Below are 23385 nucleotides of genomic sequence, written 5' to 3'. Positions count from 1 at the left end.
TGGTGGCCGAGCACATCATCGAGGCGCGGGCCCTCACCAAGAGGTTCCGCGTCGCGAGGAAACGGCCCGGGATGCGCGGGGCGCTGCGCCACCTGGTCCGCGGCGAGTGGGAGGACCGGACCGCCGTCGACGCCGTCGACCTGGCGGTCGCGCCCGGTGAGAGCGTCGCCTACGTCGGCCCGAACGGCGCCGGCAAGTCGACCACCGTCAAGATGCTCACCGGCGTCCTCACCCCGACCTCGGGCGACCTGCGCGTCGCGGGCGTCGTCCCGTACGAGGACCGGGTCGCGAACGCGCGCAACATCGGCGTCGTCTTCGGGCAGCGCACCCAACTGTGGTGGGACCTGCCCGTGCGCGAGTCGTTCCGCCTGCTCGGCGACATCTACCTCGTACCGAAGCGGGAGTTCGACACCCGCCTCGACGAACTGATCGCACTCCTCGGCATCGAGGACCTCCTGGAGCGGCCCGTCCGCCAGCTCTCACTCGGCCAGCGCGTGCGGTGCGACGTGGCGGCCTCGCTGCTGCACGCGCCGCCCGTCCTCTTCCTCGACGAACCCACGATCGGCCTCGACGTCTCGGTGAAGGCGCGGCTCCGCGAGTTCCTCGCCACCCTGCACCGCGAGCGCGGCGTCACCGTCATGCTCACCTCCCACGACCTCGGCGACGTCGAGTCGCTCTGCACCCGCATCGTGCTGATCGACCGCGCGCGGATCCTCCTCGACATGCCGGTCACCGACATGCTCGCCCGCTACGGCACGCGCCGCACCGTCACCGTGAGCGGCGCCGCACGGCTCACCGCGGCGCCGCTGCTGGAGCGCTTCGGCTCGCAGGTGACGGTCAGTCAAAGAGACGCCAACACCCTGGAGATCAGCCACGACCGTGGCACCCTCGCCACCCGCGACGTCATCGCCGAGGCCCTCGCCACCCTCCCTGTGGACGACATCCAGGTCGGCGCGCCCAGCATCGAGGAGATCATCCGGAACCTGTACGAGGGCGGAGTGGATGCCGCTCTCTAGGACACCCGAGCCCGCGCACGCCGGACGCCCCGTACCCGTACACCCTGCCCCCGCGCACCCGGTACGCCCCGTCGTCCGCCCCCCGTACCGCTCGCTCTACCTCGCCTCCCTCCAGCAGGCCCTCGCCCACCGTCGCGCCGTCCTCGTCGACCTCGCGGGCAACGCCGTCTGGGCGGCCGTCCTCTACTACCTCTGGCGCTCGATCTTCGCCGGTGCCACCAGTGTCGGCGGATACACCTGGGACCAGATGCGCACCTATGTCCTGCTCTCCTACGCGCTCGGCCAACTCCTCGCCTTCCAGGCCGAGATGCAGATGCACCGGGACATCCGCAGCGGTCAGGTCGCCCTCGATCTCGTACGGCCCGTGAACTATCCGGTGATGCAACTCGTCAGGGCACTCGGCGCCGGTACCCCGCACATGGCGGGCGCCCTCGCGGGGACCGCGTTCATCGGCGGAGTACTCCTGCACGCCCTGCCCCCGCACTCGCCGGCCGCCGCCCTGCTCTTCCTGCTCACCCTGGCCGTCGGGGTCGCCGTCAACGCGATGCTCTGCTTTCTCACCAGCCTGCTGTGCTTCTGGACGGAGAGCGCGTACGGCCTGATCCTGGCGCGCCAGGCCGTGACCACCTTCATGGCGGGCGGCATGGTCCCGCTCGCCCTCTTCCCGGCGCCGCTGCGCGTCGTAGCCGAGTGGCTGCCGTTCAGCGCCATCGTGTCCACGCCGGTGCAGATGTACCTGGGCCGGCTCACCGGTGACGACGCCCTGTTCGCCCTGGCGCGTCAACTCGCCTGGGCCGCGGTCATGGTGGCCCTCACGGTCCGGCTGTGGCGGGCGGCGCGCCACCACCTGACCGTCAACGGAGGATGAACCGGTGCCGAGCCCCAGCCTGAGATACGTGGCGTCCGTGGCCAAGCTGTACCGGATCCGCCTCCAGTCGCAGCTGGAGTACAAGGCGGACTTCGTGATCGGCGTGCTCGGCGCGTTCTGTCTGCACGCCGCCGGGTTCGGGACCGTGTGGATCATCCTGCGGCAGGTCCCGGACATCGCCGGGTGGACGATCTGGCAGCTGTCCGTGACGTACGCGCTCGCGATCGTGCCGCGCGGCCTGTGCGTCATGCTCTTCGACGGGGTGTGGGAGCTGCGGCACCTCGTCGTGAAGGGGGAGTTCGACCGGTTCCTGACCCGGCCGCTGTCGCCGCTCCTCCAGCTGTGCACGCTGCGGGCGAACCCGGCGGGCGCGGGGGACGTCGTCCTCGGCCTGACGCTCCTCGTCCTCGCGGCCCGGCACGGCGCCTTCGCCGTGAGCGCCGCGTCCCTCGCCGTACTCGTCGTCGCCGTCTGCAACGGCGTGCTCGTCGTCGGCTCCCTCAACCTCGCCACGAACAGCCTCGTCTTCTGGGACGGCGCGGAGCAGAACAGCGTCTCCCTCCTGGTCGGCAACACCGCCGACCTCGCCAAGTTCCCCCTCACCCTCTACGACTCCGCCGTCGCGTTCGTCTTCACGTTCGTCCTGCCCTTCGGCCTCCTGAGCTACTACCCGACGCTCGCCCTCGCCTCCGGCGGCCTCGAACTCCTCGGCCGTATCGCCCTGTTGCTGCTCGGCGGCGCGACGACGCTGACGGCGGCCGGGCTGATCTGGCGGGCCGGGCTACGGCGGTACCAGGGCGCGGGTTGAGCGGCCCGTACGGACACGGTGAGGGGCCCCGCACGCCGAAAGCATGCGGGGCCCCTCGTTCCTCACGGTGTCACCTCAGCCGCAGAGCCACTTCGCTCCGCCCCAGCTGGCGTGGTCGTTGCCGTTCCCGTCGCCGCCGTCACCGACGACGAGCTCGACGTACTTCGCGCCAGAGACGTCGGCGTCCAGCTTGTACGCGCTGTCCGACGCCTTGAGGACCGGGCTCTCGGCGACCTTCTTGCCGTCCGCCAGCACGCTGAACTGGACCGAGCCCGCGGTCTTCTGGGCGTCGTCGACCCCCACCTGAGCCGTGAACGCCTCGCAGTTCCCACCGAGGTAGAACTTCACGTCGGCGGGCGCGTGCGTGCCCAGGCCCTTGGGGAAGGCCGTGCCGCCGATGCTGATCGGCTGCCCGTCGCCGGAGCCGGCCTCGCCGTTCGAGAGGTCCTTCTCGGGCGGCCCCCAGCCGCTCTCCGCCGACACCCAGTCCATGTCGCTCACCCAGGTGTCCTTGGTGGGCGGCGGGGCGAGGGTGTGGATCGAGATGCCGTCGGTGAGGGACTTGGTGCCGTCGCCCGCCTCGTACGACGCCTTCGCGGTGAGCGGGTAGCTCTTGTACTCGGCGTCCGCCGGCGGTGTGACGTTCCAGGTCGCCGTCGCCTTGGCGCCCGCGGCGACGGAGTCGAACGTCGTCGCGCCGGCCGCCTCGGCCTTCCAGCCCTCCGGCACGTCGAGCGTCACCTCGACGTTCTTGGCCGCGGTCGCCTCGTGGTTGGCGAACGCCGCCGTCACCTTGTTCGCGCTGCCGGGCTCCAGCGTCGCGTTGGCCGAGGTGAGACCGAGCGTGGCGCACGCGGTGCGCTCGTCGGTGGTGCCGAGGTCGGTGACGGTGAAGTTGTCGAGGACGAAGTCGGCGCCCTCGGGGGCGTTCTCCGCCTTGGTGAGTCCGGTCCACACGTCACCGCAGCCGCCGACGACCCGCTCGCTGAAGTGGCCGGTGGTGCGCTGCTGCGGCAGTGCGGTCCTGCGGGTGGTCACGCCGGTCGGCTCGCCGCCGGTGACCGTGTCGTACCCGGTGGTCCACTGGTAGGCGCCCGCGTGGCTGTTCTGGTAGTCGAACTCCACCTTGTAGGCGTGGCCCGCCTCGAAGGGCACGGACGCGGGAGTGGTGCGGTAGACGAGGCCGTCGTTCTCCTCGTGGGACTTCAGGGACTCACCGTCGCCGATCACGTCGTCGATGAGCTTCCCGTTCCAGCCGGCCTGCGTGTACGGGGCGTGCTTCTGCGCGATGTGCGTGCGCGGGTCGTTCTCACCGCCCGACTCGCCCTTCACGAAGGGGCCCCAGCCCTGGTCGACGGCGTCGAAGTCGTCGTACGCGACCGTCCCCTTCTTCGTCGCGGGGTCGTTCTCCACGATCCGTACGTCGTCGAGCCCGACCTTCGCGTCGCTGCCGCCCGCCGCGGAGATCCGCAGCGTCGTGGCGCCGCCGGCGGGCGCGGTGAAGTGGACCTTGACCCGCTGGTAGTAGGTGCCGTGCCGCTCGTCGCCCGCGATGTAGTTCTTGGCGGTCGAGCGGTCCACCGTCAGCTTCGCGCCGCCGACGGCGAGGGTCGTGGGCCGCGTCCTGCCGGGCTCGACCTCGACGTTCACGGACGCGCTGTAGCGCTTGCCGGGCGTGAGGCCGGTGACGCGCTGCTCGATCGCGGCCGCCTTGCCGCCGCCGAGCGCCGCCCCGCGGTGGCCGAGGCCGTCGCGGTCACTGGTGACCGGTCCGGTCTTCTTCCAGTCGGCCAGGGCGATGTCGTTGAAGCCGGGGTCCTTGACCTTGCCGCCCTGGCCCCAGTCGGCGTCGGCCTGCTTCGGCGCGTGGTCGGGGTAGAGGACGTAGGGCTGTCCGGCGGTCGCGGTCAGTGTGACCTTGCCGTCCTTCGCGCTGACGGTGGACTGCTTGACGCGGCCGTTGTCCGTCAGCTTGTAGACGGTGAACTGCCGTGTCCCCGCGAAGGGTCGGGGCACGGTCCAGGTGCTCGTGCCGCCCTTCTTCGACCAGTGGTAGAGCTTGTCCTGCCGCTTGCTGTCCTCCGACTTCCAGGGCAGCAGGTAGGAGTCGCCGTCGATCACCTTGGCGCCGCCGAGGGACACCTCGCGCTTGCCGTCGGAGACGGTGCCGCGGACGCCGCCCGTGAAGGTGACGTCGTTCTTGTCCCAGTCGGTGATGCGGTAGTGCTGGAGGAACTTCGCCGGGAGGTTGCGCTCCCAGACGTTGGCGGAGAACTCGTTCCAGTCGTTCTCGCCGGTCCAGCCCTCGAAGCCGACCAGCGCGGTTTGGCCGAGCACCGGGTCGTCGTTCCAGACGTCCTTCTCACCGTTGCGGATGAAACGGATGATCTTCGAGTTGAGGCCCTTGTTCGTCTTGGGCCCGTAGTCGAGGTCGTTGGCCCAGTGCGACCACAGAGCCTGGCGCTCGAACTTGTTGCCGAACTCCGTGGCCATGTCCCAGCCCTGGTTCTTCAGCTCGGTCAGCGTCCGGTCCGCGATCCAGCCGTGCGTGTAGTAGACGTCGATGTAGATGAGCGACAGGTTGGAGTCGGTCTCGTCGCGCAGCTGCTGGAAGCGCCTGGCCAGGTCGCCGCTGTTGATGTCGTGACGCTGGTCGATGTAGTACGACTGCCCGAGCCAGTTCCAGCCGGGCTTCGACTTGTCCACCAGCTTGTCCTCGAACGCGTTCGCCTCCGCGTACGCCTCGGTGGCGTTCACGTGCACACCGAAGGTGGAGCCCCACTTCTTGCCGCCCTTGAGCAGCTTGTTGAGGTCCTTCAGACCGCCCGCGCGCTTGTTGATGTTGCCGCCGTAGTCGGGGTGCGCGGAGTCGTGCCCCTCGGACGCGTACCCCTTGAGGATGCTCAGCTGGCCGAGCCCGTCCGTCGAGAGCGAGATCCGCTTGACGTCGTCGAGCGTGCGCAGGAAGGGGTGCGTGGCCTGGCTGGCGAAGTTGTACGGGATATGGGTGATCACCCGGTCCGGGGTCTTGTCGCCGCCCTTGACCTTGATGCCGATGTCACGGAAGGCGACGGCGCCGTCCTGCCAGTCCACCGCCCTGTCGCCGTTGGCGTCGGGCGTCACGACGACCTTCGCCCAGGGCAGTTCCTTCTCCGGGGCGGGCGCGCCGGCACCGCGGTAGGTCCACTGGCCCGACCAGACACCGACGCGGACGCTGCCGTCGGCGCCCTTGCGGGCCTGGTGCCAGAAGCGGGCGTTGTCGCCGTCGGTGGCTCCGGCGGGCTTGTCGTACGTCGAGTTGGACTCGACGGCCGCCGCGAGCGAGCCGGTGTTCACGATCGCGTACGAGGCGCCGACCGGGGATGCGTCGGGCGCGGTGGACGCCGTGACCTTGCCGAACACGTCGGCCGTGCGCGTCGAGTCGGTGTCGAGCCGGGTGAACGCGGTCTCGGCGCCGGTGTCCGTCGAGCCCACCGAGATCAGGTCGTGGCCCGGTATGTCGAGCGTGCCGAGCCGGAACGCCCCGGTGTCCCGCACGGCGGTCACCTTGAAGGTGGTGGCCCGGCCCGCGACCTCCAGCGCCGCGTCGATCTCGACGCCGGGCAGATCGGGGAAGACCAGTGTGTACGCGGCCCGGTGGGCGGTGACCTTCGGCGCCGTCTTGAGGCCCACCTTGTACGCCTTGCCGTTCAGCGTCACCTCGGTGACCGGACTCGTACTGCCGAGCAGCCGCGCCCCGCTCGCCCGGTCGGTGTACGAGAGCACGCGCGGGAAGTCCTTCGCGACGCTCACGGACAGGGCACCGGACGTGATCGCCACGCCGTCGCCGGCCGCTTCCGCATCCGAGAAGGAGGTGTGCGCGGGGTCGGCGAGGGCCGGGACGGCACCACCCGCCAGGGTCAGCGCGAGGGCAACGCCGACGGCTCCCGAGAGGCGGCGTCTGCCTGGGGATCTGCTCATGTCTCTCCCTGCTGCGACGGTGCGAACACGCACTGTCTAGTGGGCGATCCAGCGCCCTAGGAAGCAATTTCCACCAAAGTCCAAACACCAGCGGGCGTTAGTCCAAACACGGAACGGCAGCTTCGCCCAGGTCGGGGGCGGTGCGTGAACCTGAGGTGGCCGTGTTCGTTGCCTGCGCGTTTCATGCGTGAAGCTGCAAGATCTAAATAGTTACCAATCAAGTCTTGTCATTCGTTGGCAGGCTGACGCAAGATTCCGGTACCTCGCGCGCCGGGCCGCAGCCCCCGCGAGGGCCCTGTGAAAACCAACCCCCGCTCGCCACTCGACGCAGGAGGTGAATGTGTCGGCCGCTGCGTCCGCATCGCCCACGCCCACATCGCAAAACCCGCCCGACCTAACGCACGAGGCACCCGGAACGTCGGGCAGGAAGAAGGCGTCCGGCACGAAGGGGACGCCCGGCACGAAGGGGGCGTCGGGTGGGAAAGGGCGAAAGCCCACCGGCCGGCGGACCTTGCGCGAGCGGCTGAGGCAGGACCGCACCCTGCTCCTGCTGTGCGTGCCGGGCATCCTCTACTTCGCGGTGTTCTTCTATCTGCCGCTCGCGGGCAACAGCATCGCGTTCCAGGACTACCAGCCCTACCTCGGCTTCAAGGGCAGCCCGCTGGTCGGCTGGGACAACTTCAAGGCCCTGCTCGAACAGCCGGAGTTCTGGACGGCCGTCTGGAACACGCTGAAGATCAGCGCCGTCCAGCTGATCCTCTACTTCCCCGCGCCGATCGCCCTCGCACTCTTCCTGAACTCGCTGATCAGCAACAAGACCCGCCGCCTCATGCAGACGGTCGTCTACCTGCCGCACTTCCTGTCGTGGGTCGTCGTCGTCGGCATGTTCCAGCAGATCTTCGGCGGCGCCGGCACGGTCACGAGTTACCTGAACGAGCACGGCGTGCACGTCGGGAACATCATGAACAACCCCGACACCTTCATCTACCTGATCACCTCCCAGAGCGTCTGGAAGGACGCCGGCTGGGGAGCGATCATCTTCCTCGCCGCGATGGCCTCCATCGACACCTCGCTGTACGAGTCGGCGGCGATGGACGGCGCGGGCTGGCTGCGCCGCATGTGGCACATCACGCTGCCCGGCATCAGGCCCGTGATGATCATGCTGCTCATCCTGCGTCTCGGCGACATCCTGTCGGTCGGCTTCGAGCAGATCCTCCTCCAGCGCGACAACGTCGGCCGGGACGCCTCCGAAGTCCTCGACACCTACGTCTACTTCCACGGCGTCGTCGACGGCGACTGGGGCATGTCCACCGCCGCCGGCCTGATGAAGGGCGTCATCGGCTTCGTCATGATCGTCCTCGCCAACAAGTTCGCGCACCGCCTCGGCGAGCAGGGGGTCTACCAGTGAGCACCGCGCCCATATCCACCACCCTGCGCCCCGAGAGCCAGGAGGGCCGCAAAGCCCGCACCGGCAGCAGGAAGCGCCGCGGCTCCGCCGAGCGCCCCGCCTGGATGGAACAGCCCAACCCGGCGGCCCAGACGCTGAAGTTCATCGTCATCGTCGCGATGATCGTGGCGGTCGGCTATCCGTTCCTGCTCGCCATCGGCACCAGCCTCTCCTCCAAGGCCGAACTCGCCGCGAACGGCGGCTACGTGCTGTTCCCCTCGCACCCCACGCTCGAGTCGTACCGGGTGGTCCTCTCCGGCGGCGTCATCACCCGCGCCGCCGTCGTGAGCGTCGGGATCACCGTCGTCGGCACGGCGCTCAGCCTGCTCTGCACGATCGCGCTCGCCTACGGCCTCTCCCGGCCGCGGACCTTCGCGGGCAAGCCGCTGCTCCTTGTCGTCGTCGGCACGTTCCTGTTCACGCCGGGCATCATCCCCAACTACCTGGTGGTGCAGGAGCTGGGACTGCTCGACACCTACGGGGCGATGATCGCGCCGATCCTGCTCAACGCGTTCAACATCATCGTGGTCCGGGCGTTCTTCCAGGGCATCCCCGACGAGCTGCACGAGGCGGCCCGCCTCGACGGCGCCGGTGAACTCACCATCCTGTGCCGGATCGTGCTGCCTTTGTCGAAGGCCGTCATCGCCGTGGTCGGCATGTTCTACGCGGTGACGTACTGGAACAGCTTCTTCAACGCGATGCTCTACATCAACGACCCGGACAAGCTGCCGCTCCAGGTGGTGCTGCGCAGCTACGTCCTCCAGGGCGACACCTTCAACGCGAAGGCGCTCGGCGTGAGCGTGCTGCCCGCCAGCACCTCCCTGTCGATGGCCGTGCTCATCCTCGCGGTCCTGCCGATCATCGCGGTCTACCCGTTCCTCCAGAAGTACTTCGTCAAGGGCGTCCTCACCGGCGCCATCAAGGCCTGAGTCACCCCCCTGAGCCACCGCCCTCAACCGCTCCTCGCCCCTTAGGAGAGTCATGTCCTCCAGAGACTTCAACCGCCGCGGGTTCCTCGGTGCCGCGACCGTCGCCGGCCTCACCGTCGCAGGCGCGGGTTCCCTCACGGCCTGTGGTTCCGGCGCGGCGTCGGGGGGTGGCGCCAAGGCGTCGGCCAAGCTCAAACTGCCCACGTACGTTCCTGCCAACGTGCCGGCTCCAGATCTGGCGGGCAACGCGCAGGGCCTGGACCCGGCATACCTTCGCTACCCGAAGAACCCTGTCCGCAGCGTCACCAAGAAGCCGGGCGACGGCAAGCCGTTCACCGCGCTCACCGAGACATTCACCACCGCGGCTCCGGCGATGAACCGCAACGCGTACTGGCAGGAGCTCAACAAGCGCCTGGGCTCGGACATGCAGATGACGATTGTGAACGGCCTCGGAGCCGACGACGTCTACCGAGCGAAGTTCAACGCGACCATCGCGGGCGGGGACCTCCCTGACCTGATGTGGTTCCCGCCGAACCAAGGCCTCAAGAACGTCCCGGCCCTGCTCGAAGCGAAGTTCCACGACCTCACCTCGTATCTCTCCGGCGACGCGGTCAAGAAGTACCCGAACCTGGCCAACATCCCGGAATTCGCCTGGCGGACCGCCGTAATCAACGGCAAGATTTGGGGCCTTGCGGTCCCGTACGGCCGACAGGGTCAGGTCTACGTCGCGAACGAAGACTTCTGGAAGCCGGTCGGCGGCGTCCAGTTCGACAGCGCCCAGGACTTCCTCGACAAGGCGAAGGAACTCCTTGACGTCAAGCGCAAGAAGTACGTCCTCGAGCCGGCCTACTACAACCACATCGTTCAGTTTGCGATGTGGCACGGGGCGCCCAACACCTGGAGCCTGGACGGCGGCAAGCTCACCCACTTCTACGAGACGGATGAGTACTTTGCGGCCATTGAGTTCGCTATCAAGTGCCAGAAGGCGCAGCTGTTCTGGCCGGACCCGAACCTGCCGACGACGCTGGAGAAGATGGAGGGCGGGTTCCTCGGACTGCACGTCCAGTCGTTCCCGGGCTTCCTCAACGACAGCAACATGTACGACTGGCCGGAGAAGGTCGTCGTCCCGTTTGCCGCAGAGAAAGGCATGACTCCCAGCTACTGGTACGGCTACGGCTCGGTCGGCTTCACCGCCATTAATAACAAGGTGAGCAAGGACCGTATCGAGACCCTGCTTCAGATCATGAACTACCTCAGCGCCCCGTTCGGCTCCGAGGAGCGGCTCTTCCTGGACAACGGCCTCGAAGGCACGCACCACACCCGCGCCAAGAACGGTGATGTGCTGCTGAACAAGAAGGGCAACGCCGAGGTCCTCACCACCCGGCAGGCCATCAACTTCTTCGGCAACGCTCCCCAGACCCTCTACCTGCCTGGCAAGTCGGACACCACCCGCTCCATCCACGAGACCGAGGTCGCGCTGATGAAGCTGGGCAAGGCGAATCCGACCACGGGCTACTTCTCGGACACCTACGCGAACAAGTACGCCTCATCAACCGATGAGATGCGCGTGTCCATCATCGACATTGTGTCCGGCCGCAAGCCGCTGTCCCACTTCAAGAAGGAAGCTCTGCCCAAGTGGCAGCGCGACGCGGGCAACGCGATCCGTGACGAGTTCGAGAAGGCTATCGCGGCGAGCAAGTAGCACCGCGTCGCACCGCCCCGCATCCCCAGGCTTATCGCACACAGAACAGGACACCCGCACGTGGAAGACCTGCGCATCGGAGTCATCGGGCTCGGACTGCGACGGAACCTGGCGACCGCCGCGCACCGCCCCGGCAAGGGGTCGGTCGTGGCGGCGGTGGCCGACCTCGACCCTGAAATCAGGGCGAAGGTACCGGAGTTGTACGAGGGCGCCCGCGCCGTCGACGACTACCGAAGGCTCCTCGAAGACCCCTCGATCGACGCCGTCATCGTCGCCACCCCCGACGACACCCATGAGGCCATCGCCTGCGAGGCGCTCGAAGCGGGCAAGCCGGCGTACGTCGAGAAGCCGCTCGGCATCTCGGTCGAGCAGTGCGACACCATCCTGCGCACCGCGTACAAGACCGGCACCCGCCTCTACGTCGGCCACAACATGCGCCACATGGGCGTCGTGCGCCTCATGCGCGACATCATCGCGCGCGGCGAGATCGGCGAGCCGAAGACCGTGTGGGTACGGCACTTCGTCTCGTACGGCGGCGACTACTACTTCAAGGACTGGCACGCCGACCGCACCCGCACCACGGGCCTCCTCCTCCAGAAGGCCGCGCACGACCTGGACGTGGTGCACTGGCTGGCCGGCGGCTACACCAAGCGCGTCAACGCCCTCGGCGACCTCATGGTCTACGGGGACCTGCCGCGCCGCGAGCCGGACACCCCGCGCCCCGACGGCTGGCTGAAGGAGTTCGACTGGCCGCCGACGGAGCGCCACGACCTGCACCACGTCGTGGACGTCGAGGACGTGTCGGTGATGAACATGCAGCTGGACAACGGCGTCATCGCCGCCTACCAGCAGTGCCACTTCAGCCCCGACTACTTCCGCAACTACACGGTCATCGGCACCGAGGGCCGCCTGGAGAACTTCGGGGACAGCCCCGGCGACGAGGTCCGGGTCTGGAACACCGGCCCGAGCGGCTACCGCAAGGACGCCGACATCGTGTACCGCGTGCCCGAGGCGAAGGGCTCGCACGGCGGCGCCGACGAGCGCATCATCGACGAGTTCTGCCGTTTCGCGCGTGAGGGCGGCCTCACCGACACCTCGCCCGTCGCGGCCCGGATGAGCGTCGCCGCGGGCGCGCTCGCCACCCGCTCGCTGCGCGAAGGGGGCGTGCCGTACGACGTCCCGGAGCTCGAGCCGGAGCTCCTCGCGTACTTCGACGGCGGTCAACTGCCGCGCGAGGCGGGGGAGTAGCAGCCACAGCGCAGGCGTGGGCGGGCCCGTCGGAGGGGCGGGCCCGTCCACGCCTGCGTGCGCACACAGACGGTCACGTGTACGTGCGCGGATGATCACGTCTGGATGCGGAGAACGGCGCGGGTTACGCTACGCGCGTCGCGAGGAGGAACAAGTGGGCGCACCTGCCCGATGGACCCAACTGCTGGAAATACTGGGCAATCAGGGCCATCTCGATGTCACTGAGGCCGCCGAACGACTGGGCTGCTCCTCTGCCACGATCCGGCGCGACATGGACGAACTGGCCCGGCAGTCCCTGCTGACCCGCACGCGCGGCGGGGCCGTGGTGAGCTCCGTCGCCTACGACCTGCCGCTGCGCTACAAGACGGCCCGCAAGGCGGACGAGAAGCAGCGCATCGCCAAGGCGGTGGCCGAACTCGTCCCGTCGGGCTCCGTCATCGGCATCAACGGCGGCACGACAACGTCCGAGGTGGCGAGGGAACTTGCCGTACGGACCGATCCGGGCGGCACCTCGGGCGGCATCGCGCTCACGGTCGTCACCAACGCGATCAACATCGCCAACGAGCTGGCGATCCGCCCCCATGTGAAGATCGTCGTCACGGGCGGAGTGGCCCGGCCCAGCTCGTACGAACTCGTCGGCCCGCTCGTCACGTCCGTCCTGCAGAGCCTCGCCCTCGACTACACGATCCTCGGCGTGGACGCGGTCCACCCGCACTTCGGCGCGGCCACCCACGACGAGTCGGAGGCCAGCGCGAACCGTTCGCTCGCCGAACGCGCGGGCACGGTGATCGTGGTGGCCGACTCCTCGAAGCTGGGCCGCCGGGCGTTCGCCCAGGTGTGCGCGCTGAACGCGGTGTCGATCCTGGTGACGGACAAGGACGCCCCGGAGGCGCTCGTCGAGGAGATCACGGCGCAGGGCATCGAGGTCATCTGCGTGTGACGTGGGCCGGTGCATGGACTTCTGGTGCGCGTCCATGGACTCCCGGCCGGGTTTGGTGCGGTTGGCTGATCCCAAATGCTTGAAAGCACGCTATAACTTGCACAACCAAGCATGCGCTGGGATGTGAGGGTGCGCCATGAGTCATATCGAGAACGAGCTGCACAGCCAGCCCGAGTGCTGGGACCGGGCGGCCGAACTCGCCCTGGAGCAGAGGGCGTTGCTGCCCGAGCCGGGCGAGCGGGTCGCAATCGTCGGCTGCGGCACCTCGCTCTTCATGGCGCAGGCTGCCGCCGCCCTGCGCGAGGACGCCGGCCACGGCGAGACCCATGCCCACGCGGCCTCGGAGTTCCCGGCCGGACGCCACTATGACCGGGTCGTCGCCCTGACCCGCTCGGGCGCCACCACCGAGGTGCTCCGCCTCCTCGCCGGGCTGCGTGGACGGGTCAGGACCACCGTGATCACGACGGACGCCGCGACCCCCGTGGCGTCGGCCGCCGACGACGTGGTCGTCCTCGGCTTCGCCGACGAGAAGTCCGTCGTGCAGACCCGCTTCCCGACCTCGGCCCTCACCGTGCTGCGCACCCACTTCGGGCTGCACTCGCAGGATGTCGTGGACGACGCGCACGACGCGCTGGCCGAGCCGCTGCCCCCGTGGCTCGTCGGCTGCACACAGTTCACGTTCCTCGGCCGGGGCTGGACCGTGGGGCTCGCCGGCGAGGCGGCCCACAAGATGCGCGAGAGCCAACTCCCTTGGGCCGGCGCCTATCCGGCCCACGAGTACCGCCACGGCCCGATCAGCGTCTCGGTCCGGGGCACCGCCACCTGGATGCTCGGCGACGCGCCCGCCGGCCTCGCCGACGAGGTGCACGCCACCGGCGGCATGTGGGTGGCCGGCGGTCTCGACCCGCTGGCCGAACTGGTGCGGACGCAGCGCCTCGCGGTGGCGGTCGCGCTGGCCGGCGGCCGTGACCCGGACCGGCCCCGCCACCTCACGCGCTCGGTCATCCTCGCCCGGGTCTGAAGGGCGAACTCTTCAACTGCCCTTGAAATACCCGCTGTTGTCGGGCCGGTTCAGTGCGGTGGCGTCGAACGTGATCTCAGCACCCCGGGCGCCACCGAGTGCGGCAGCAGGTCCACCGGGCTCTGCGGGAGCACCACCTCCAGGTCCGCCTCCTCGTGGAAGCGGTACGGGCGGTGCCCGAGCAGGCTGCCGAGGTAGCGCCGTACGCGCGACATCTCGGCGCGGACCGTCACCGTGCGCGTCGGGTCGCCGAACATGTCCTGGGCAAGGCCCGAGGCGCTGCGCCCGCCGCGGTGCAGGGCCAGCAGATACAGGAGTTCGGCGTGGCGCGGGCTGAGCTCGTGCGACCAGGACCGCGTGCCGTCCGTCACCGTCACCGACCAGCGCCGGGGCCTGCTCACGTCCAGTACGACACGGGTGCCGCCGAGCGGCTCGGCCGCCCCGTCCGGCCCGTCGGGCCGCAGCAGCCAGCCGCCGGGCAGCGGCGCGACCGCACACATCCCCAGCGTCGGCACCAGGGCCCGCCCGTCCGACAGCTCGGACAGCTCGGACAGCGACTTGGGCAGCGCGATCCGGTCCACCGGCTGCATCCCGGTCACCGCCGCCGTCCAGCCCCGGACGTCCACCGCGACCGCCCGGCCGCCGATCCGCGCGAGGACCGGCGCCGCGACCGCCCGCAACCGGTCGAGGGCCGCCACATGGCGCTCCCGCAGCCGCGCCTCCGCGAGCTGCGCCACCGCCCCGACGAGCGAGAGCGTCGCCGGGTGCATCGTCTCCAGCGGCCCGCTCACATCGACGACGCCGATCAGGTGCCCGTCGCGCGGATCCGTGATCGGCGCCCCCGTGCACGTCCACGAGTGCTGGGACACCACGAAGTGCTCGGCGGAGAACACCTGCACCGGGCGCCGCGCCACGAGCGGGGTACCCACCCCGTTCGTCCCGACCGTCTCCTCGGCCCAGTCCGCGCCCAGTTCGAAGCCGAGCTGGTCGGCCTTGTGCAGGACCGCCGCGCTGCCCTCGCGCCACAGGATGCGCCCGTCCGCGTCGGAGACGACCATGATGTGGTGCGCCGCGTCCGCGACGGTCACCAGCGCCTCGCGCAGCACCGGCAGGATCTCCAGGAGCCCGGAGGCCTGGCGGCGCTCCTCGATCTCCTCGACGTTCAGCAGCCCCGACCGCACGTCACGGTCCGGGTCGACGCCGCTGCGGAGCATGCGGCCCCAGGACTCGCCGATCACCGGACGCGGCAGGATCTGCGGCTGCTGCCCCGACAGCGTCGCGGCGCGGACATCCTTCAGGAGCCGCGCGGCCAGTGAGCAGTCCATGGTGGACAGCCGGCCCAGATCGACGGTCGAGTTCTTCTGCGTCACGGGTCCTCCTGAAACAGGTCCTCTTGAAACAGACCAGTGCGTGGGGACGTTCGCCTATCGTGCCGCTTCCCCGGCCCGCGTGGGGCCGAAAGGCGGGCACGACAGTTGCAACCCTCTGCAACTCTGGCGAACAGCCGTACGTCGGTCGAAGCTGAAGCCGTGCCGCTCCGGCGGCGCGGGAGCTCCTCAAGGGGGCCTGTAGGGCGGGGGTGATGCCGTGTCGGCGCAGCATCACCCCCGTAACCTCAGTCGTCAAGACCATGGCCCAGGGCCGGCTGCTCAGCTCACGGGGCGCGCCCGCTCGACGACCGACCGCAGGTCCAGGCTGTGCGGGAGTGTGCCGAACGCCGAACCCCAGTCCCCGCCGAGCCGCGAGGCGCAGAACGCGTCCGCGACCTCCGGCGGCGCGTGACGCACCAGCAGCGAACCCTGGAGCACCAGAGCGATCCGCTCCACGACGCGGCGTGCCCGCGCCTCGATGCCCTCCAGGTCGGCGAGTTCGGTCAGCAGGCCCTTGATCGCGCCGTCAAGACGGTGATCGGCCCCGCGCGCCTTGCCGACCTCCTGGAGGAACGCGTTCAGTGCCTGCGGCTCGCGCTGCAACGCCCGCAGGACGTCTAGCGCCTGCACATTGCCCGACCCCTCCCAGATCGAGTTGAGCGGCGACTCGCGCAGCAGCCGCGGCATGCCTGACTCCTCCACGTAGCCGTTCCCGCCCAGGCACTCCAGGGCCTCCGCCGCCACCGGCGTACACCGCTTCGTCACCCAGTACTTGGCGGCCGGCACCGCGATCCGCAGGAACGCCCGTTCCTGCTCCGACCCGCTGTCCTGCACGGCGTCCTGGGCCGCCGCGAGCCGCAGCGCCAGCGTCGTCGCCGCCTCCGACTCCAGCGCCAGGTCGGCCAGCACGTTGCGCATCAGCGGCTTGTCGACGAGCCGGCCGCCGAACGCCTCGCGGTAGGTGCAGTGGTGGACCGCCTGCGCGACGGCCTGCCGCATGATCGCGGCCGAACCGAGCACACAGTCCAGGCGCGTGGCGGCGACCATCTCGATGATGGTGCGCACCCCGCGCCCCTCGTCCCCGACCCGGCGCGCCCACGTCCCGTCGAACTCGACCTCGGCCGACGCGTTCGACCGGTTGCCCAGCTTGTCCTTGAGCCGCTGGATCGCGAACGGGTTGCGCGTGCCGTCCTCCAGGACACGCGGCAGCAGGAAACACGTGAGTCCCTCGGGTGCCTGCGCCAGGACGAGGAACCCGTCCGACATGGGCGCCGAACAGAACCACTTGTGTCCGGTCAGCTCGTACGTGCCGTCCTCGGCGAGCGGCGTCGCCCGCGTCGTGTTCGCGCGGACGTCGCTGCCGCCCTGCTTCTCCGTCATGCCCATCCCGAACACGGCGCCCGCCTTCCGAGCGGCGGGCCGCAACCCCGCGTCGTACACCGTCGAGGTCAGCCGGGGCTCCCACTCGGCGGCCAGCGCCGGATCGGCGCGCAGCGCGGGCACCGCCGCGTGCGTCATCGACAGCGGGCAGGTGTGGCCCGCCTCGACCTGGCTCCACACCAGGAACGCGGCCGCGCGCCGCAGATGGCCGCCCGGCCGAGACCAGGCCGACGTGAGTCCGGCCGCGACACCCTTCGCCATGAGGCGGTGCCAGGCCGGATGGAACTCGACCTCGTCGACGCGGTGTCCGTAGCGGTCGTGGGTGTGCAGCCGCGGCGGATTCTCGTTCGCGAGCACGCCCCACTCCTGCGCCTGGGCGGATCCGGCGGCGCGGCCGAGGCCGCCGAGTTCCTCGCGGACCCCGGCCGTGAGCGAGGGCTCCAGATGTCGCTCGACGCCCTCGGCGAGAGCCCTGTCCGCGGCATAAACGTCATATCCCACCAGGGGCGGAGCCTGGTTGGTCACTGCGTGGGTGGTGGCTGCCATGACAGATACGGTAAGGACGTGCACCAGGCAAAAGAAACACCCGATCGGCCACGCAGAGGCCGACTCCACCGGGCCCGCGCCCTCTATCGCAATGTGTCGAAGCGCAGGACCGCCTGGCTGCTGCTCAAGGACACCGTCAACTCCTGCATGGAATACCGCATCCTGGGGCTCGCGGCCGAGGCGGCGTTCTTCACGCTCCTGTCCGTGCCGCCGCTGCTCCTCTCCCTCATCGGGCTGCTCGCCTACGTCGACACCTGGACCGGCGCCCATACGATCGCGGGCGTCCGCGACAACATCCTGGAGGCGTCGCGCGCCGTCCTGAGCGACCAGGGCGTGAAGGAGATCGCCCGGCCGATCCTCGACGACGCGATGAAGGGCCGCCCGGACGTCATCTCCATCGGCTTCCTGTTCTCGCTGTGGTCGGGCTCGCGCGCGGTGTCCACGTTCGTCGACACGGTGACGGTCATGTACGGGCTCGACGGGGTGCGCGGCATCGTCAAGACCCGGCTGCTCGCCTTCCTGCTGTTCCTCGGCGCGCTGATCGTCGGCTCGGTCGCGCTGCCGCTGATGATCGCGGGCCCGGACGCGGTGATCGCCCTGGTCCCGTGGTCGGAGACCGTGGTCCAGGTCCTGTACTGGCCCGTCGTCCTCCTCCTGTCCGTGGTCTTCCTGACGACGCTCTACCACGTGTCCGTGCCCGTGCGTTCGCCCTGGATCGAGGACGTACCCGGCGCCCTCGTGGCCCTCGCGATGTGGGTGCCGGGCAGCTTCCTGCTCCGCCTCTACATCACCAGCACCATCGAGGGCCCCACCATCTACGGGGGCCTGGCCGCGCCCGTCGCCGTGCTCCTGTGGATCGGCGTCTCGGCGTTCGCGGTGCTCGTCGGCGCCGCGGTGAACGCGGCCATCGACCGGGTCTGGCCGTCCGTCGCGACCTCGGTCGCCCGCGCCGCCAACGAGCGGTGGCGGACCGCCCAGGCCGCGGAGTACATCGCCCGCTCCGCCGCCCGCGAGGGCCACAGAGGCACCGACGACGCGGACGACCCGGACATGCCGTCCGAGTTCCCCGAGCGCTGGTCGAAGTTCCTGCCCCCGGACGACGTGTCGTCCCGCCTGCGCACGCACGTGCGCAAGAACGGCGACCATCCGCAGGACCCCAACCCGCGCGACCACGACCGCCACGACCACAACTGACCGGCCTACGCCACCCCGCGCACGCGGCGTAGCCTCGAAGACGTGGCTGACGTGTACCGGGAGAGGGCGGCTCGGAGTGTGGCGGGCGCGGTCCTGTGGACCCGTACCGTCACCCCGGACGGCGACGGCCGAAGCCCCGAATCGGACGTCCTGCCCGACGGCTGCATGGACCTGCTGTGGACCGGGGGACGCCTCTTCGTCGCCGGACCGGACACGCATGCCCACCGGTCCGGCATCAGCGGCGCCACCCGGTTCGCGGGCATCCGCTTCTTCCCCGGCACCGCGCCCGCCGTCCTCGGCGTCCCGGCCCACGAACTGCGCGACCGGCGCGTCGACCTCGCGGACCTGTGGCCCTCCGGCCAGGTGCGGCGCCTCATCGAACGCGTCGACGCGGCACCGGACCCGGCCGCCGCCCTCGAAGCCGTGGCCCTCGACCGGGGAGCCGCGCCACCCGACCCCGTCCTCGCCCACATCGTGACGTCGCTCGGCGCGGGCCGCACCGTCGCCGAGACCGCCGACAGCGCGGGGCTCGGCCCCCGAAGCCTGCACCGGCGCTCCCTCTCCGCGTTCGGCTACGGGCCCAAGACCCTGGCCCGCGTCCTGCGTCTGCAGCGCGCCCTCGCGCTCGCCCGCGGGGGAGCGCCGCTCGCCGAGACGGCCGCGCGGGCAGGGTACGCCGATCAGGCCCATCTGGCGCGCGACGTGAAGGAGTTGGCGGGCGTCCCGCTGACCCGCCTCGTCTGACGAAGCCGCCGCCCCTACCAGGGCGAGATCGGCTCGATCCCGACCCGGCGCCCCTCCTCGTCGAGCAGATGCCCCATGCGCTTGACCGTGTGCAGGCCGACGACGCGGTCCGTCACCGTGAGCGTGGGCAGCCGGGCGCACAGCGCCGTCTCGCGTCGCTGGATGTCACCCAGGTCGTGCACCCACAGCGTGGCGAAGATGTTCGCGGAGCCCGTCACGGCCGCGACCAGCCGGCACTCCGGCAGCGCGGCGAGCGTGCGGTGGACGGTGCCGATGTCCCGCGCGGGGACCCGGCCGAGCAGCGACACCGGGACCGGATGCCCGGCGAGCGCGGACGCGATGTCGCAGCGGAACGTCAGGACCGCCGAGTCCGTGAGGCGGCGCAGCCTGCGGCGCACGGTGGGCGGGCTGGTTTCGGTGCGCTCGGCGAGTTCGGCGAGGCCGAGCCGCCCGTCACGGACGAGTTCGCCGAGCAGGGCCCGGTCCACGGGGTCGAGTTCCAGCCCGCGCGCCGGCTCCTGCGCCGCGCTCTGACCGACGAGCGCAGTGAGCTGCGAGGGGTCGAGGGAGCGCAGCCGCCAGCGACTGCCCTCGACGTAGAGCGACGTGGCGAGCAGGGCGCTGACCGACTCGATCCCCGGCAGCTGCTCCAGCTCCTGCGTGAGGAAGCGGCTGAGCGAGGGGAGGTCGGGGGCCAGCACGTCGAGCAGCAGGTCGCAGCTGCCGGGAGCGGTCACCTCGATCGTCACCGCCTCCGGCAGTGCGGTCAGCCGGGCGATCAGCCGCGACCGCTCCTGAGGCCGGCACCGCAGCAGCACGAACGCCGTGCAGCGGTTGCGGGTGAACTCACGGCCCGGCGCCGCGTACACCCAGGCGAGCCCCGCCCGCGTCAGCCGGTCCCAGCGCCGCGCCAGCGTGCTCGCGGTCACGCCGAGCAGCGGTGACAGCTCCGACCAGGACGCCCGGGGCCGCAGCTGGAGGGCGTTCACCAGAGCGAGGTCGAGCTCGCTGGCGGTGACCGTTTCTCGCATCACAAGCACTCCGTACGTACGAATCCATGAATATTCGGGGGCGTCCGTGCCTCGGCCCGCACAGTAGCCACCACATTCGGTTCCGGCCACCAGAAGATCCAGAGGTGAAGGTGTGTCCACACACATAACGGGAGCGGGACGCGGGCCGAGAGTGGTGAGCGCCGGCCCGGCCATGGTCGCGACGATGGCCGTCGTCATCCTGTTCAGCGGCATCGTCCAGGGCTATCTGACCCCGCTCCTCCCCGAGGTCGGCCGGAGCCTGCACATCGGGACGGTCGGGCAGAACAACATCTACCTGCTCTTCCAGGTCGCCTGCGCCGTCCTGACGCCGCTGCTGTCCCGGCTCGGTGACCTGCACGGACACCGCAAGCTGCTGCGGGTGGCGCTCGCGATGGTGGCGGGCGGCTCGCTCCTGATCGCCGCGTGGCCCTCCGCCGTGACCCTCGCCGTCGGCGTCAGCCTCCAGGGCGCCGTCGTCGGCTTCTTCCCGCTCCTCGTGGGCATCCTCCGCTCCCGCGCACCCGAGCAGAACCGCACCGGGATCTCCCTCCTCGTGGGCGTCCTGCTCCTCTCGATCGGCGTCGGCGGGCTCGTGGCCGGCGCGCTCAGCGAGGGACACGCGGAGGCCGGGCTGTGGACCGCCGTCCCCGTCGCCGCGCTCGCCGTCGTCGCGGGTCTCGTACTGCCGGACAGCGACATCCCGCGCGGCGGCCGCTTCCACTACGGCGCGGCGGCGCTGCTCACCGCGGGCCTCGTCGCGCTCGTCCTCGTCCTCGCGCAGGGCAGCACCTGGGGCTGGGGCTCGGTGCGCACGATCGGCCTCGCCGTCGTGGCCGTCGCCATCCTCGCGGCCTGGGTGGCCGTCGAGCGGCGGTCCGAGAACCCGCTGGTCAGCGTCCGCATGCTGAGCAACCCGCGGCTCGCCATGGTCAGCGGCTACACGTTCTGCGCCGCGTTCGGCACGATCGGCTTCCTCGGCGCCAACGCCCTCTTCCTCGGCTCCGACCGGTCCGAGAACGGCTACGGCATGGGCATGGGGCCGCAGGCGATCGCCACCGTCTCGCTCGCCATGCTCGCGGCCGGATTCGCCGGGTCCACGCTGACCCCACGCCTCGCCCGGAGCATCGGCGACCGCGCCGTGCTCGCCACCGGCGGCGTCCTCGTCGCGCTCGGCTTCCTGGGCATGGCCCTCTTCCACGACAGCCTCGCCCAGTACGTGACGTCCGCCCTGGTCGTGGGCCTGGCCACCGGGCTCTTCGAATCGATCACCCGGACCCTGTCGGCGGAGGTCGTCGAGGAGCACGAGACCGCGCTCGCCGTCGGCCTGAACGAACTCGCCCTCTCCCTCGGCGCGGCCATCGGCGCCGCCGTCATCGGCGGCTTCTTCACCGCGCACGCAGTGCGCGGCACCACGCGCATCGCGGAGTCCGGCTACCTGTGGGGCTGGGGCGCGTGCGCCTGCGCCGCCGTCGTCGGCACGGCCCTCGCCCTGCGCTACCGCGCGCCCCGCGCCGACGCCGCCCCCGTACAGCACCTCGCCCCGAGCGGAGACCTCGCATGAGCGACATCCTGACCGCGCGCAAGGCCGTGACCGGCGCCGTACGAAACTGGCGCGAGCCCGTCGTGGGGCTCAGCCACGCCCTGCACGACGACCCCGAGACCGCCCTGGAGGAACACCGCGCGGCGGCCCGGATCGCCGACCTCATGGAAACGGCCGGCTTCACCGTCACCCGCGGCGCCGGCGACCTGCCCACCGCGGTGGTCGCCACGTATGGCACCGGCGACCTCGTCATCGCGTTCTGCGCCGAGTACGACGCCCTGCCCGGCATCGGCCACGCCTGCGGGCACAACGTGAACGGCGCCGCGTCCGTCGGCGCCGCCCTCGGCCTCGCCCCCGTCGCCGACGAACTCGGCGTCACGGTCAAGCTGATCGGCACGCCCGCAGAGGAGGACATCGGCGGCAAGGTGCTCCTGATGGACGCCGGGATCTTCGACGACGTCGCCGCCGCGATGATGGTGCACGCCGCCCCCGCCGACACCGTGGGCGCCTCCTCGCTGGCCATCGGCGCCTGGGACCTCGCCTACCGGGGCAGGCCCTCGCACGCCGCGCTCGCTCCCTGGGAGGGCGTCAACGCGCTCGACGCCATGACCGTCGCGCAGACCGCCGTCGGCCTCCTGCGCCAGCAGCTGCCGCCCGGCGTCGTCGTGCACGGCATCGTCACCGACGGCGGCCAGGCCGTGAACGTCATCCCGGCCCGCACCGCCGCCCGCTACGAGGTCAGGGCCCGCACCGTGGAGCAGCTCGCGGAGGCCTGGCAGCGGGTCAGGGCGTGCTTCGAGGCGGGCGCGCTCGCCACCGGCGCCGAGCTCGAAGTGAGCACGCACGGACGGGACTTCGCCGACCTGCGCCAGGACGAGGAGATGACCCGGTCCTACGCGCGGGCCGCCGCCGAGCTGGGCCGTACGGTCACCTCGCTGCACGGCGAGACGATGGCGTCGACCGACATGGGCAACGTCTCGCAGCGCATCCCCACCATCCACCCCACGGTCGGCTACGACACGGGCGGCGCCAAGCAGCACACCCCCGAGTTCACCGCCCACGGCAAGACCCCGGGCGCCGACCTCGCGGTGCTCGACGGGGCCACGGCCCTCGCCCTCGTCGGCGTCGACCTCGCGACGTCCGACGCACAGCGCGACCGGCTGCTCGACGGGGTGCGCAAGCGGCAGGCAGACGCCTCTTAGCCCGTGGTGGCCAGCGGTGCGAACAGATCGACCCCGTTCCCGTCCGGGTCGAGGACCACGGCGTACCGCTGGCCCCAGAACGCGTCCCACGGCTTGAGCTCGCCGCCGTACCCGGCGGCCAGCAGCTCCTCGTACACGGCGTCCACCCCGGCCGCGTCGCCGCAGTCGAAGGCAAGCCCGTGCCGGGAGGCGCCACGGGCGGGTGCCCGCCAGGACGGGTGGAACGACTTCACGGTCTCCTCGGTGTCGAGCAGCACGCGCAGGCCGCCGGGCAGGACGGCCTCCGCGTGCGGCTGCTCCTCGGCTCCTTCGGGGAACGCGAGGCCGAGGCGGCGGTAGAACGTGACGGCGGCCGCCATGTCGGAGACGACGACGCCGATGGCATCGAATCGTGCGGTGATCTCGGTCATGGCCCCACCGTAGGCACGCGCCCCCGCAC

Annotated in this window: 18 protein-coding genes; 13 read left to right on the top strand and 5 right to left on the bottom strand. The window is 70.6% G+C overall.

Annotated elements, in window-relative coordinates; genetic code table 11:
* The first annotated feature begins 2 nt into the window (after nt 1-2).
* Genes AC07EJ_RS20065 through AC07EJ_RS20055 form a run of 3 tightly spaced genes read left to right on the top strand, consistent with a single transcriptional unit; the run spans nt 3 to nt 2692 of the window.
* Nucleotides 3-1016 (top strand): ABC transporter ATP-binding protein, encoded by a 1014-nt coding sequence (locus tag AC07EJ_RS20065; RefSeq protein ID WP_478884628.1) that lies wholly within the window; start codon nt 3-5, stop codon nt 1014-1016.
* Nucleotides 1003-1884, top strand: a complete 882-nt coding sequence (locus AC07EJ_RS20060; RefSeq protein ID WP_389482218.1) for an ABC transporter permease — start codon at nt 1003-1005, stop codon at nt 1882-1884. The genes AC07EJ_RS20065 and AC07EJ_RS20060 overlap by 14 nt, the downstream gene beginning before the upstream one ends.
* A 4-nt stretch (nt 1885-1888) precedes the next feature.
* Entirely contained in the window at nt 1889-2692 is an 804-nt protein-coding gene (locus AC07EJ_RS20055; protein ID WP_478884627.1) for an ABC transporter permease, read from the top strand.
* Between the two features lie 75 nt (nt 2693-2767).
* Here the strand turns inward: AC07EJ_RS20055 and AC07EJ_RS20050 are convergent, their stop codons facing one another.
* A complete protein-coding gene (locus AC07EJ_RS20050; protein ID WP_478884626.1) occupies nt 2768-6652 on the bottom strand; it encodes an endo-alpha-N-acetylgalactosaminidase family protein in 3885 nt (1294 codons plus the stop codon).
* Between the two features lie 511 nt (nt 6653-7163).
* Here AC07EJ_RS20050 and AC07EJ_RS20045 point away from each other — a divergent pair.
* From AC07EJ_RS20045 to AC07EJ_RS20020, 6 genes are all read left to right on the top strand, one after another.
* A complete protein-coding gene (locus AC07EJ_RS20045) occupies nt 7164-8060 on the top strand; it encodes an ABC transporter permease (RefSeq protein WP_389482212.1) in 897 nt (298 codons plus the stop codon).
* A 104-nt stretch (nt 8061-8164) separates the two neighbouring features.
* Nucleotides 8165-9028 (top strand): carbohydrate ABC transporter permease, encoded by an 864-nt coding sequence (locus AC07EJ_RS20040; protein ID WP_389482281.1) that lies wholly within the window; start codon nt 8165-8167, stop codon nt 9026-9028.
* A 52-nt stretch (nt 9029-9080) separates the two neighbouring features.
* Nucleotides 9081-10730 (top strand): type 2 periplasmic-binding domain-containing protein, encoded by a 1650-nt coding sequence (locus AC07EJ_RS20035; RefSeq protein WP_478884625.1) that lies wholly within the window; start codon nt 9081-9083, stop codon nt 10728-10730.
* Nucleotides 10731-10790: 60 nt separating this feature from the next.
* The gene (locus AC07EJ_RS20030) at nt 10791-11978 is read left to right on the top strand and encodes a Gfo/Idh/MocA family protein (protein WP_389482208.1); all 1188 of its coding nucleotides are present in this window, start codon (nt 10791-10793) and stop codon (nt 11976-11978) included.
* Between the two features lie 154 nt (nt 11979-12132).
* Nucleotides 12133-12918, top strand: a complete 786-nt coding sequence (locus AC07EJ_RS20025; protein ID WP_478884624.1) for a DeoR/GlpR family DNA-binding transcription regulator — start codon at nt 12133-12135, stop codon at nt 12916-12918.
* Between the two features lie 136 nt (nt 12919-13054).
* Nucleotides 13055-13939: an SIS domain-containing protein gene (locus tag AC07EJ_RS20020; RefSeq protein WP_389482204.1), complete on the top strand. Its 885-nt coding sequence runs from the start codon at nt 13055-13057 to the stop codon at nt 13937-13939.
* Between the two features lie 50 nt (nt 13940-13989).
* On the opposite strand, the gene AC07EJ_RS20015 is transcribed toward AC07EJ_RS20020, so the two are convergent.
* Both AC07EJ_RS20015 and AC07EJ_RS20010 read right to left on the bottom strand, forming a co-directional pair.
* Complete coding sequence (locus tag AC07EJ_RS20015) at nt 13990-15264, bottom strand: GAF domain-containing protein (RefSeq protein ID WP_393583135.1); 1275 nt, start codon at nt 15262-15264, stop codon at nt 13990-13992.
* Between the two features lie 324 nt (nt 15265-15588).
* A complete protein-coding gene (locus AC07EJ_RS20010; protein ID WP_389482202.1) occupies nt 15589-17235 on the bottom strand; it encodes an acyl-CoA dehydrogenase family protein in 1647 nt (548 codons plus the stop codon).
* An 18-nt stretch (nt 17236-17253) separates the two neighbouring features.
* On the opposite strand from AC07EJ_RS20010, the gene AC07EJ_RS20005 reads away from it, so the two are divergent.
* Nucleotides 17254-18429: a YihY/virulence factor BrkB family protein gene (locus tag AC07EJ_RS20005; protein ID WP_393582944.1), complete on the top strand. Its 1176-nt coding sequence runs from the start codon at nt 17254-17256 to the stop codon at nt 18427-18429.
* Between the two features lie 51 nt (nt 18430-18480).
* Nucleotides 18481-19173, top strand: a complete 693-nt coding sequence (locus AC07EJ_RS20000; RefSeq protein WP_389482276.1) for a helix-turn-helix domain-containing protein — start codon at nt 18481-18483, stop codon at nt 19171-19173.
* 14 nt (nt 19174-19187) lie between these two features.
* On the opposite strand, the gene AC07EJ_RS19995 is transcribed toward AC07EJ_RS20000, so the two are convergent.
* Nucleotides 19188-20204 (bottom strand): Lrp/AsnC family transcriptional regulator, encoded by a 1017-nt coding sequence (locus AC07EJ_RS19995; RefSeq protein ID WP_389482197.1) that lies wholly within the window; start codon nt 20202-20204, stop codon nt 19188-19190.
* Nucleotides 20205-20316: 112 nt separating this feature from the next.
* Between AC07EJ_RS19995 and AC07EJ_RS19990 the strand changes: the two genes are divergently transcribed.
* Nucleotides 20317-21765, top strand: coding sequence for an MFS transporter (locus tag AC07EJ_RS19990; protein WP_389482195.1), 1449 nt, complete (start codon nt 20317-20319; stop codon nt 21763-21765).
* Nucleotides 21762-22946: a M20 family metallopeptidase gene (locus AC07EJ_RS19985; RefSeq protein WP_389482193.1), complete on the top strand. Its 1185-nt coding sequence runs from the start codon at nt 21762-21764 to the stop codon at nt 22944-22946. Before AC07EJ_RS19990 ends, AC07EJ_RS19985 begins: the two co-directional genes overlap by 4 nt.
* Here the strand turns inward: AC07EJ_RS19985 and AC07EJ_RS19980 are convergent.
* Entirely contained in the window at nt 22943-23356 is a 414-nt protein-coding gene (locus tag AC07EJ_RS19980; RefSeq protein WP_389482191.1) for a VOC family protein, read from the bottom strand. The genes AC07EJ_RS19985 and AC07EJ_RS19980 overlap by 4 nt on opposite strands.
* Between the last annotated feature and the right edge of the window lie 29 nt (nt 23357-23385).

This window comes from Streptomyces sp. NPDC045026 (genome assembly GCF_056432625.1).
The sequence above is the reverse complement of the archived record's forward strand: the minus strand, read 5'-3'. Positions and strand labels throughout refer to the sequence as shown.

What these genes read in the sequence shown, in the direction of transcription:
- AC07EJ_RS20040 (WP_389482281.1), top strand. Translation starts at nt 8,165, where the DNA reads ATGGAACAGCCCAACCCGGCGGCCCAGACGCTGAAGTTCATCGTCATC.
- AC07EJ_RS19995 (WP_389482197.1), bottom strand. Translation starts at nt 20,204, where the DNA reads ATGCGAGAAACGGTCACCGCCAGCGAGCTCGACCTCGCTCTGGTGAAC.
- AC07EJ_RS19985 (WP_389482193.1), top strand. Translation starts at nt 21,762, where the DNA reads ATGAGCGACATCCTGACCGCGCGCAAGGCCGTGACCGGCGCCGTACGA.
- AC07EJ_RS19980 (WP_389482191.1), bottom strand. Translation starts at nt 23,356, where the DNA reads ATGACCGAGATCACCGCACGATTCGATGCCATCGGCGTCGTCGTCTCC.
- AC07EJ_RS20060 (WP_389482218.1), top strand. Translation starts at nt 1,003, where the DNA reads ATGCCGCTCTCTAGGACACCCGAGCCCGCGCACGCCGGACGCCCCGTA.
- AC07EJ_RS20035 (WP_478884625.1), top strand. Translation starts at nt 9,081, where the DNA reads ATGTCCTCCAGAGACTTCAACCGCCGCGGGTTCCTCGGTGCCGCGACC.
- AC07EJ_RS20015 (WP_393583135.1), bottom strand. Translation starts at nt 15,264, where the DNA reads ATGGACTGCTCACTGGCCGCGCGGCTCCTGAAGGATGTCCGCGCCGCG.
- AC07EJ_RS20010 (WP_389482202.1), bottom strand. Translation starts at nt 17,235, where the DNA reads ATGGCAGCCACCACCCACGCAGTGACCAACCAGGCTCCGCCCCTGGTG.
- AC07EJ_RS20050 (WP_478884626.1), bottom strand. Translation starts at nt 6,652, where the DNA reads ATGAGCAGATCCCCAGGCAGACGCCGCCTCTCGGGAGCCGTCGGCGTT.
- AC07EJ_RS20020 (WP_389482204.1), top strand. Translation starts at nt 13,055, where the DNA reads ATGAGTCATATCGAGAACGAGCTGCACAGCCAGCCCGAGTGCTGGGAC.